Here is a 10842-nt window from a genome sequence, read left to right on the forward strand (position 1 = left end):
TTGCCCTAACGCCGAGCTACCATCCCGCCCTACCTATCCGGGCTGGCGCGCTCGAACTGGCGCAGGATCTTGTTGCCGCGCTCGACGGCGGCATCGAGCGCGGCGCTTGCGCGCTCTTGCGGCCGGCAAAGGCCTGCTCCAGCTCGTCCTCGATCGCGCCGCGGATCAGCACGAAGGAGCCGAGCCGGATGCCCTTCGAATTCTCCGTCGGCGGATGCAGCGTGATCTCCTCGAACGACATCGCCGAGCCCGGATTGCGCTCGTAAAACCCTTGCGCGCGCGTCAGCTCGAAGGCGGCGCGGGTGACAGGCAGATAGCCGGTGTTCTGGTGCCAGGCGGCCTGTACGCCGGGCTGCGACAGATAGGCGAAGAATCGCGCCACGCCCTTGTATTCCTCGCGCGGGCGGTCGCGCAGCACCCACAGCGTGGCGCCGCCGATGATCGAATTCTGCGGCGCGCCCTTCACGTCGGGCCAATACGGCATCATGCCGTAGCCGATCTCGAACTTCGAGTTCGCCTTGATGTCGGCGCGCGTCGCCGAGGAGCCGATGAAGATGCCGCATTCGCCGTTCTGGAAGCGCGGCTCGGCCGACTGGCCGCGGCCGCTATAGTCGAACACCTTCGTCTTCTGCCACTCGCTGAGTTCGGCGACGTGACGCACGAGAGACGGATTGTTGATGGTCAACTCGGCATCGAGCGCGGCAAAGCCGTTGGTCCGCGTCGCCAGCGGCAGATTGTGAAACGCTGAAAAATTCTCGACATGGATCCAGGACGGCCAGGACGTGGTGAAGCCGCACGCCGCGCCGCGATCGCGCAGGCGTTTAGCGGCAGCACCGAGCTCCGGCCAGGTCTTCGGCGGCGCCTCCGGATCGAGCCCCGCGTCGCGGAACATGGTCTTGTTGTAATAGAGAATCGGCGTCGACGAATTGAACGGGAAGGACAAGAGATTGCCGGCCGCATCGGTGTAGTAGCCGGAGACCGCGGGAAGATAGTCATTGAGCGAGAACGGCTCGTTCATGTCCCGCATCAGGCTGAACACGGGATAGATCGCGCCCTTGGCCGCGGTCATGGTGGCGGTGGCGACCTCGTTGACCTGGACGATCGCGGGCTGGCTGCGCGAGCGGAAGGCGAAGATCGCGGCCGTCACCGTCTCGGTGTAACTGCCCTTGTAAGTCGGCACGACGCGATAGTCCGGCTGCGAGGCGTTGAAGTCGGAGGCGAGCTTCTCGAGCTGGCGACCGAGTTCGCCGGACATGGCGTGCCACCACGCGATGTCGGTCGCGGCCCGCACCGGCGCGGCCAAGGAGAGGGCCGCAAGGGCGGCGATGACCTGCAAGAAGCGCAATGCTGAAATCACGATGGCTCTTTCCGTATCGCGCGACGACGGCGACCGTCCCTGCTTAAGGCGCGGCATTTGCGGTTTCAACCGGGAATGAGCGCCGGCCGCGCCGCACAATCACGCCGAAGCCCCGGGCGGGATGGCCTTCCCCCGACCATCTGCTAGATTGCATTGAACCTTTTGCTCCCGCCATAGACTCCACCACTGAGGGGTTGAGTGTGCCAGTGTTGAACCGTGCCGAACGCTCGCGGACCGGGGTGATTTTCGTCGCGCTTCTGATCGCCATCTGCGCGACGGGGGCCGCTGCGCGGGAATTCCGCGCCGCCGACACCCAGACCGAGGATTATCCGACCGTGCAGGCGCTGCGCTACATGGGCGCCCTGATCGCCGAGCGCAGCGGCGGCCGGCACGAGGTCAAGGTGTTCCACTCCCGCCAGCTTGGCGAGGAGAAGGAGACCATCGAGCAGACCCGGGTCGGCGCGATCGATCTCAACCGGACCAATGTGGCGCTGATCGGCAACTTCGTCCCGGCGATGAACGTGCTGGCGATGCCGTTCCTGTTCCGGTCCATCGAGCACATGCAGAAGGTGCTGGACGGGCCGATCGGCGGCGAGATCCTCGGCAGCTTCGAGCCCTATGGCTTCGTTGGCCTCGCCTTCTACGATTCCGGCGCGCGGTCGATCTACAACGGCGCCCGCCCGGTCAGAAACGTCGCGGACCTCAAGGGATTGCGGATCCGGGTGCAGCAGTCGGAGTTGATGAGCCAGATGATCCGCGCGCTCGGCGCGGAGCCGGTCGAGATGCCCTATGGACAGGTGCTTGCCGGGCTTGCCAACCATTTGATCGACGGCGCCGAGAACAACTGGCCCTCCTACGTGACGACGGACCATTACAAGCATGCCGGCTATCTCGCCCTCACCGAGCACACGATGAGCCCCGAAGTGCTGGTGATCTCGCTGAAGGCCTGGAAAAGCCTGTCGGCCGACGACCAGACCATATTCAGGGAAGCCGCGCAGCGCTCCAGCCGATTCATGCGCGAGAAATGGCGCGACCTCGAGGAGCAGTCGCAGCGCAAGGCGGAAGAAGCGGGCGTCACCATCGTCAGGGATATCGACCGCAAGCCGTTCGAGGACGCGATGGTCGCGATCTACACCAAGGCCGGGCAAGATCCGGCCGCGGCCGCGCTGATCGAACGCATTCGCAAGGTGGAGTGAGGCCTCTTGCCCGGGCTTGGACACAGCGAGCATGCAGACAGGTCGCCCGGCCCGATGGGGCGGCTGCGCGCGCGGCTGGTCGGCGTGCTCCGGGCGGTGCCGATCCGCTGGCGCATCCTGTCGATCGCGGCGCTGAACTCTGCCGTGGTCATCGTGCTGGTCGGGCTGATCTGGAACGGCTCGCAGGTGCTCGGCTCGGCCTGGGAGGACGTGCGCCAGGTGCGCGAATCCGACCGGATTCTGGCGCTGCTCGAAAGCGAGACCGGGCGGCTGCACAATCTGATTCACCGCTACATCAACCAACCGAGCCCCGATCTGTTCGCCGAGATCCTGCTGCTGCGCGAGGCGGTGCTGGGGACGCTGACCAATCGCGCCGCCAAGGACCCGATGCTGTCGGGCTCGGTCGAGGAGCTGGAGCGCACCACCGACCGCTTCCTCAACGGCTTCGGCGAGCTGCGCGGCGTGCAGGCCACCATCGCGAAGACCTATGAGGATCAGGTGCAGGGACCGGCCAGGGACATGGCCGGGCTTTACTCCATCATCGAAGGCGCCACCGGCCACCGCGACGCGCTGATCTGGCCTTCGCTGGGCAAGTCGCGCGAAGCCTTCACCGCGATGCTGGTCGCGGCCAATTCCTACTATCTCTCGCTGTCATCGGGTGCGGCCGACGACGCCCGCCGCAATACCGAAACCATCGAGAAGACCATCCCCGTGATGATCGATCTCGCCGACAACGACCTCCAGCGCATGGCGCTGCGGCGGCTGGCGGCCCGGACCGCCGCGCTGCGCGAGGGCTTCGCAAAGCTCTCCGAGCAGCTCACGAACCGGACCGAGCTGCTGCGCAATACCATCGACGCCAACCAGGCCGAGGCGATCGGCGCCATCGACGATCTCTCCACCAAGATGCGCCAGCGCGAGCAGAAGGCGCAGGAGACGTTCGACCGCACGCTGGCGGACATCTCCCGCCGTGTTCTTTCCATCGCCGTGATCTTCCTCGGCATCATCCTCACCGCCGGCGTGCTGATCGCGCTGTCGATCCGGCTGCCGCTGCAGCAGATCATGGCGGCGATGCGCGCGATCACGCTTGGCGACCTCGGCCGCGAGGTGCAGGGCACGCGTGCACGTGACGAGGTCGGCGCCATGGCGCGCGCGGTGGAAGTGTTCCGCGAAAACGCAATCGCGAAGCGCCAGACCGAGGACGAGCTGCGCGCGTCCAAGGAGAAGGCCGAGAGCGCACTGCTCGAGCTCAACGCCGCGCAGCAGAACCTGATCGATGCCGAAAGGCTCGCAGCCCTCGGCGGCCTCGTCGCCGGCGTCGCGCACGAGGTCAACAACCCGATCGGGATCAGCCTCACCGTTGCGTCGAGCTTTGCCCGGCGCACCGAGATCTTCGAGGCCCAGCTCAAGGGCGACGGCGGCCTGCGCCGCTCGCAGTTGGAAGAATTCGTGCAGTCCTCGCGCGACGCCTCGCAGCAGCTCGTCGCCAATCTCCAGCGCGCCGGCGAGCTGATCCAGTCTTTCAAGCAGGTCGCGGTCGACCGCTCCCATGCCGAGCGGCGGCAGTTCTCACTGAGCGAAGCCACCGACCAGATCATCGCGAGCCTGCGCCCGGTGCTGAAGCGGTCGCCGATCACGCTCCATGTCGACATGCCCGAGGGGCTGCTGCTCGACGGCTATCCCGGCTCCTACGGCCAGATCCTGACCAATTTGTTCCTCAATGCCGCCAACCACGCCTTTGCCGACGGCCGCGCCGGCACGATCACGATCTCGGCGCGGCCCCGCGGGGCCGACGACGTCGAGATCATCTTCACCGATGACGGGGCCGGCATGACCTCCGACGTGCAGCGCCAGGCCTTTGACCCATTCTTTACCACCAGGCGCAATGAAGGTGGCACGGGACTCGGCCTCCATATCGTCTATAACCTCGTCACCCAGCAGCTCGGCGGTCGCATGATGCTGGAATCCAAGCTGGGACAAGGCACTACATTTCGCATTATCATGCCCCGGGTCGCCAGGGGCGGCGGGCAAAGCACAGAGACTGACGGGACTTCTCAATGGCCGAACAGGACGATGTCCTCCACCTGATCGACGACACCGGTACCGCATCGGAGGATGTTGACGCCCGGAAATGGAAGATCGCCGTCATCGACGACGATCCGGCCGTGCATGACGGCACGCGTTTTGCGCTCTCGGACTATTCCCTCAACGGCCAGGGCCTGGAGATCCTCTCCGCCCATTCCGCGGCGGAAGGTCGCAAGCTGATGGCGGCGCACAACGACATCGCCGCCGTGTTGCTCGACGTCATCATGGAGACGGACGTCGCCGGCCTTGAGCTGGTCGAGTACATCCGCAACGAGCTCAAGAACGAGACCGTGCGCATCATCCTGCGCACCGGACAGCCCGGCCAGGCGCCCGAGCGGCGCGTAATCGTCCAGTACGATATCAACGACTACAAGGCCAAGACCGAGCTCACCGCCGACAAGCTGTTCACCTCGCTGACCGCGGCGCTGCGCTCTTACCAGCAGCTCGAGCGCATGCTGCAGACAAGGCGCGGGCTCGAGATCATCATCGACGCCGCCTCGACGCTGTACGACTTCAAGTCGATGCAGCGGCTCGCCGAGGGCGTGCTGACCCAGCTCGCCTCGCTGCTCAACGTCGATTGCGCCGGCATACTGGTCTTGCGCGACAATGGCGGCCTCGACCCCGAGCTCTCGGTGCTCGCCGGCAGCGGCTGCTACAGCCGCTTCATCGGCACGACCTCGTCGAAGGCGCTCGACCCCGATCTGCGCGCGATGGTGGAAGCCGCGTTCCAGGGCCGCAAGAACGAATTCGCCGACCACCGCAGCGTCATCTATTTGCGCACCGGAAGCGGGCGCGAGGTCGTGGTGCTGCTGCAGGCCGAGCGCGAGCTGTCCGAGACGGACCGCTCGCTGGTCGAGATCTTCTCCAGCCGGCTCTCGATTGCCTTCGACAATGTCATCCTCTACCAGCAGCTGCAGGCCGCCAACACCCAGCTGGAAGACCGCGTCGCCCAGCGCACCCGCGCGCTGATGCAGGCCAACCGCCGCCTCTCAGCGCAATGGCTGCGGCTGCAGCGCGCCAACGGCTTCAAGAACGAGATCCTCGGCACCGTTGCCCACGATCTCAAGAACCCGCTCGGCGTCATCCTCGGCCGCACCGAGATGCTGAAGGAGCTGATCTCGACCGGCGCGTCGTCAGGCGGCGTAGTCGCCCAGGTCGATCACATCCGCGATGCGACCAAGCGCCTGACCTCGATGGTCGATCATCTGATCTCGGACGCGATGGCCGATGCCTTCGACATCACCATCCGCCGCGAGCCGGTTGACGTCGCGGCCCTGGTCAAGGAAGTCGCCGAGGCCAACCAGCCGCTCGCCATCAACAAGCAGCAGGCGATCAGCGTCACCGCACCCGTCAACATCGTCACCATGTGCGACACCGACCGGATCCGCGAGGCGATCGACAACCTCATCAGCAACGCCATCAAATACTCGCCGATCGGCGGCAAGATCGGCGTCATCGTGAGCCATGAAGGCGGCGACACAATCATCCGCGTCAGCGACGAGGGCGCCGGCCTGTCGCCGGAGGATCTCGGCCGCCTGTTCGGCCGGTTCCAGCGGCTGTCGGCAAAGCCGACCGCCGGCGAGAGCTCGACCGGGCTTGGGTTGTCCATCGTCAAGCGTATTATCGACATGCACGGCGGCGAGGTGACCGCCGAGAGCGAGGGCCCCGGCAAGGGCTCGACCTTCACCATCACCCTCCCCGCGACCGAAATTCCGTGATCTCAGGACCATGACCCAAAGCCAGCACATCATGATCGTCGACGACGAGGCCCCGGCCCGGGAGATGGTCGGCGATTACCTCAAGATGCACGGCTTCACCGTGACGCTGTGCGACGGCGGCAAGTCGTTGCGCACGGCGATCGACGGCAGCATGCCCGACCTCGTCGTGCTCGACCTCAACATGCCGGAGGAAGACGGGCTCTCGATCATCCGCGACCTCAAGAGCCGCATCAACGTGCCGGTGATCATGCTGACGGCGACGGCGAGCCCGATCGACCGCGTCGTCGGCCTCGAGCTCGGCGCCGACGATTACGTGGCCAAGCCGTGCGAGCTGCGTGAGCTGATGGCGCGCATCCGCTCGGTGCTGCGCCGGAGCGCGCCGGCGAAAGCCGTGGCGGAAACGGCGGCTGCGAAATCGGACAAGGAGCAATTGGTACGGTTCGGGACGAAGTGGCTCGATCTCGAAGCTCAGGCCTTGCGCGACGACGAGGGCAACGAGCACCCGCTGACCGCATCCGAGTTTGGGCTCTTGAAGGTGTTCGCGGCCAATCCGAAGCGCGTGCTGTCGCGCGAGCGCCTGCTGGAATTGGCCAACGCGCGCGACGCCGAAGCCTTCGACCGCGCCGTCGACCTGCGCATCATGCGCATCCGCCGCAAGATCGAGCCCGATCCGGCAAAACCCGCCGTGATCCGCACCATCCGCGGCGGCGGCTATCTGTTCTCGCCGGCGGGCGAGAAGGCGTAGATCACGCACCACCCACGGTGTCGTCCCGGCGAAGGCCGGGACCCATTACGCCAGGGAGAAGTTGTGGCGCGAGGCTGGTCCCTCGTGTCTTCGCCAAACCCACTCCGTGGTTATGGGTCCTGGCCTTCGCCAGGACGACAGCTGGGATTGAGGCGACATCGAACGCAAAGGCCCGAAAGACGTTCCCGGCGCCTCCGTCCGCCTCCATTCCCCACCCCCGTATTTTCCGTACATTGAAATTCCACGCTTTTTTACCCCGAATGTTTCGTCGCGGCTAATCCGACGAAACAATTTGATGGCGCACGAAACCATTTTCCCCTTTTCGTGCAGACGTCCCGAAACGTTGGCTCATTAACACTTTGGTCGAAGGAAACGCCGCTCGGTTGCGGCGCTACGGGGAGCCAAGTCAATGCCGAACGTCATCGCCATCAACGCCCAAGCCAGCCAGAGCATCATTGCCGCTCAGGCGACCTCGGACGACATGCTTCTCGAAAGCATTGCCGACGGCAACCGGACGTCCATGCACATCCTTTATTGCCGGCACAATGTGCGCGTCTACCGCTTCATCCTGCGGATCGTGCGCGACGCCACCACGGCGGAAGACCTTGTCAGCCAGGTGTTTCTGGACGTGTGGCGGACCGCCGGCCAATTCCAGGGCCGCTCGCAGGTTTCGACCTGGCTGCTCTCGATCGCCCGCTTCAAGGCGCTGACCGCGATGCGCCAGCGCCGCTTCGAGGACATCGACCAGGAGGATGTGCGTCAGATCGCCGACGGTTGCGACACGCCGGAGACCTCGCTCGACCGCAGCGACACCAGCGCGATCCTGCGCGCCTGCGTTCAGAAGCTGTCACCCGCGCATCGCGAAATCATCACCCTCGTCTACTACCATGAGAAGTCGGTGGAGGAGGTCGGACAGATCATCGGCATCCCGCAGAGCACGGTGAAGACTCGGATGTTCTACGCCCGCAAGCAACTCGCCGAATTGCTTAAGGGCTGCGGCGTCGAGCGCTTCGCCGCCTGAAGTTCAGATATTTCAAGGGGATAGGCCGTTGGTTTTGGCCTAACTCCGGACACGGAAGTGTTACCGCCGACGAAACAATTGAAACAAAGCACAACATCAGGCGGAAAAACTTCCCTCCTATAAAACTCACATACGGTTTCGTTAAACCTCCCAAGACCTCCAACGACCCGGACGGGATGCCCCCCCTCCGGGTCGTTTTGTATTTGGGCTTGGTTCAGGTGCCGGACTTATGGTTCGAGACGCCCGCTGCAGCACTCCCGTCACGAAGGCGTGACGCGAGGTAACGACTGCCTCTCTCATCCCGAACAGCCCTCGTGACCCCCATTCACGAGTGCCCCGATGCTCGAACTCACCTTCGCCGTCCTCGCCGGCATCCTCACCATCGCCGCGCCGTGCACGCTGCCGATGCTGCCGATCCTGCTCGGGGCCTCGATCGGCCGCAGCTCGCATCTGCGCCCCGCGATGATCGCGCTCGGCTTCGTCATCTCGTTCTCCGCGACCGCGCTGTTGCTCGGCGCCATCACGCGGCTGTTTAATTTCGATCCGAACGTGCTGCGCGAGGCGGCATCGATCCTGCTGCTCGGCTTCGGCCTGTTGATGCTGTGGCCGCCGCCGTTCGAATGGCTGTCGATCCGGCTCAACGGCTGGCTCGATCTCGGCAACTCCGGCGCCACGCAGCGCGAGGGCGCGCTCGGCGGGCTCGTGCTCGGCACCACGCTTGGCCTGGTCTGGACGCCCTGCGCCGGCCCGGTGCTCGGCTCGATCCTGACGCTGGTCGCGACCACTGAGAACGCGACCTGGGCCGGTACGCTGCTGATCGCCTACGCCATCGGTGCGGCCATTCCCATGCTGGCGATCGCCTATGGCGGGCAGGCCGCCACCACGCGGGTGCGCAGTCTCGCGCGCATCTCGCCGCGGCTGCAGCAGGGCTTTGGCGTCGTCGTGATCGGTTTCGCGCTCGCCGCTTATTTCCAATACGACACGCTGATCGTGGCGTGGCTCACCGGCTTCTATCCCACCGGCCAGATCGGCCTGTGATCATCCCTCATCTTCACCGGAGGACTTGTCCATGACTTTCAAACTGCTCGCCGTCTCCGCCGCTCTGATCGGCATCGCCGTAACCGGCGCCGTCATCCCCGGCATCTGCGACGAGGCCGCGCGCGCCGTCCCTGTCGTGACAGCCGCCGCCAGCCAGGACACCGCGCCCGACTTCGCCGGCATCAACAACTGGTTCAACTCGAAACCGCTGAACATTGCCGATCTCCGCGGCAAGGTCGTGCTGGTTGATTTCTGGACCTATGGCTGCGTCAACTGCGTCAACACGCTGCCGCACGTCACCGACCTCTATGCCAAGTACAAGGACAAGGGCCTCGTCGTGGTCGGCGTGCACACACCGGAATTCCCGTTCGAGCGCTCGGCGTCCAACGTCCAGGCGGCGCTCAAGCGCCACGGCATCACCTATCCGGTGGCACAGGACAATGATTCCAAGACCTGGAACGCGTACCGCAACCGATATTGGCCGGCGCAATACATCATCGACCAGAACGGCAAGATCGTGTTCCAGCACGAGGGCGAAGGCCGCTATGACGAGATCGACCGCACCGTGGCAAAGCTGCTGAACGCCAATAGCTGACGCCGGATTGGCGCGCCACGCCCTTGTTGCTTGACTCCACGGACCGGTCCGTGGAGTTTCGCGGGCCACGTAATCAGCCGCCCGCGATGGACGACGTCACCAGCAGCACCGACATTCGCCTTCGTGAAGGCGCCTCGATCGCGCAGCGGCTGGTCATGTCCGGCTTTGCGGCCGCAGTTGCGCTATGCTTCACGCCCGGCCTGTTCACGCACGACACTCTGGAGGTCATCATCTCCGTGGTCGCGCTGCTGGTGGGAGCGGCGTTCGTCGCTATCATCATGCTGGCGCCGGCGGTGGTGTGGATCATCACGCCGGATGAGATCCTGATCGGGGAGCAGCGTCCGTTCGGAAAACTTCGGACGCGGATCGTTGCCAAGGACGACATCAGGGGATTGCAGGTTCCCGGCAGCAAGAGGGCGAAAGCCCGCTTCCAGCTCGCCTTCACCTTGGCCTCCGGTGAGCGCCTGACATCGCCGCCGATCGCCGATGTCACCCACGTGCACGACACGGTGGCGCGGATCGCCGCGCAATTCGACGTTCCCGACGTCGAGTCTCCCGTCAATCCGCTCGATGCCAGCAATCCCGAGATGCGTCTCGGCGACCCGCTTGAGCCGTTCTCGAAGAGAGACATCAGGATTGTCGCACTGATCGTCGTCGCATTGTGCGCCGTTCCCTACGCCTACAGGCTCTGGCGTGGCCTGTCGCCCGGGCCGGTCGACATCATGCTGCTGCCGGTCGGCGCGATCGCCGCTTTCGGGGTGTCCCGTTATGCCAATCTTGTGACCGGCGCCTTCTGGATCATCCGGCAAGGTGATATCCGCGTCGAACGCCTGTGGGGCGACGGCACGTTGCGCGCCGACCACATCGAAGGGCGCGACGTCAAGACGATCACGGTCGAGCGCCGCGGCCGGTCCGAGGACGAGCACTGTATCGTGGTGATCCGATTGCAGTCGGGACGGCGGTTTCGCAGCCCTCGCATCGGGTCGAGGCCTGAGGCCCGGGCCGTAGGTGCCGAAATCGTCCGGCGGCTCGGGATCGCGGCTGAGAATAACCAGATCTGATATCGCGTCGCTTCCACATCGTCATGGCC

Annotated in this window: 8 protein-coding genes and 1 pseudogene; 8 read left to right on the forward strand and 1 reads right to left on the reverse strand. The window is 65.0% G+C overall.

Going from position 1 to position 10842, the window contains the following annotated elements; all coding sequences use genetic code 11:
• Window positions 1–29 precede the first annotated feature (29 nt).
• Window positions 30–1414, reverse strand: a pseudogene (gene ugpB / locus IVB47_RS20620) (sn-glycerol-3-phosphate ABC transporter substrate-binding protein UgpB).
• 143 nt (window positions 1415–1557) lie between these two features.
• On the opposite strand from ugpB, the gene IVB47_RS20625 reads away from it, so the two are divergent.
• The 8 genes from IVB47_RS20625 (at window position 1558) to IVB47_RS20660 (ending at window position 10813) form a co-directional block, all read left to right on the forward strand.
• Window positions 1558–2553, forward strand: a complete 996-nt coding sequence (locus IVB47_RS20625; RefSeq protein WP_247463748.1) for a TRAP transporter substrate-binding protein — start codon at window positions 1558–1560, stop codon at window positions 2551–2553.
• Window positions 2554–2607: 54 nt separating this feature from the next.
• On the forward strand, window positions 2608–4638 hold the full coding sequence (locus IVB47_RS20630) for an ATP-binding protein (RefSeq protein WP_027514477.1): 2031 nt from the start codon (window positions 2608–2610) through the stop codon (window positions 4636–4638).
• Window positions 4608–6353 carry a DUF3369 domain-containing protein gene (locus tag IVB47_RS20635; protein ID WP_027565941.1) on the forward strand — a complete coding sequence of 582 codons (1746 nt, stop codon included), beginning with the start codon at window positions 4608–4610 and terminating at the stop codon, window positions 6351–6353. Before IVB47_RS20630 ends, IVB47_RS20635 begins: the two co-directional genes overlap by 31 nt.
• 10 nt (window positions 6354–6363) lie before the next feature.
• Window positions 6364–7098, forward strand: coding sequence for a response regulator (locus IVB47_RS20640; RefSeq protein ID WP_007597984.1), 735 nt, complete (start codon window positions 6364–6366; stop codon window positions 7096–7098).
• Window positions 7099–7507: 409 nt separating this feature from the next.
• The gene (locus IVB47_RS20645; RefSeq protein WP_018456005.1) at window positions 7508–8119 is read left to right on the forward strand and encodes a sigma-70 family RNA polymerase sigma factor; all 612 of its coding nucleotides are present in this window, start codon (window positions 7508–7510) and stop codon (window positions 8117–8119) included.
• Window positions 8120–8458: 339 nt separating this feature from the next.
• A complete protein-coding gene (locus tag IVB47_RS20650; protein WP_247463750.1) occupies window positions 8459–9157 on the forward strand; it encodes a cytochrome c biogenesis CcdA family protein in 699 nt (232 codons plus the stop codon).
• Window positions 9158–9188: 31 nt separating this feature from the next.
• A complete protein-coding gene (locus tag IVB47_RS20655) occupies window positions 9189–9752 on the forward strand; it encodes a thioredoxin family protein (RefSeq protein WP_247426786.1) in 564 nt (187 codons plus the stop codon).
• 86 nt (window positions 9753–9838) lie between these two features.
• Window positions 9839–10813, forward strand: a complete 975-nt coding sequence (locus IVB47_RS20660; protein WP_247463753.1) for a hypothetical protein — start codon at window positions 9839–9841, stop codon at window positions 10811–10813.
• Window positions 10814–10842: the final 29 nt, after the last annotated feature.

This window comes from Bradyrhizobium sp. 62 (genome assembly GCF_023073035.1).
Classification (GTDB): domain Bacteria; phylum Pseudomonadota; class Alphaproteobacteria; order Rhizobiales; family Xanthobacteraceae; genus Bradyrhizobium.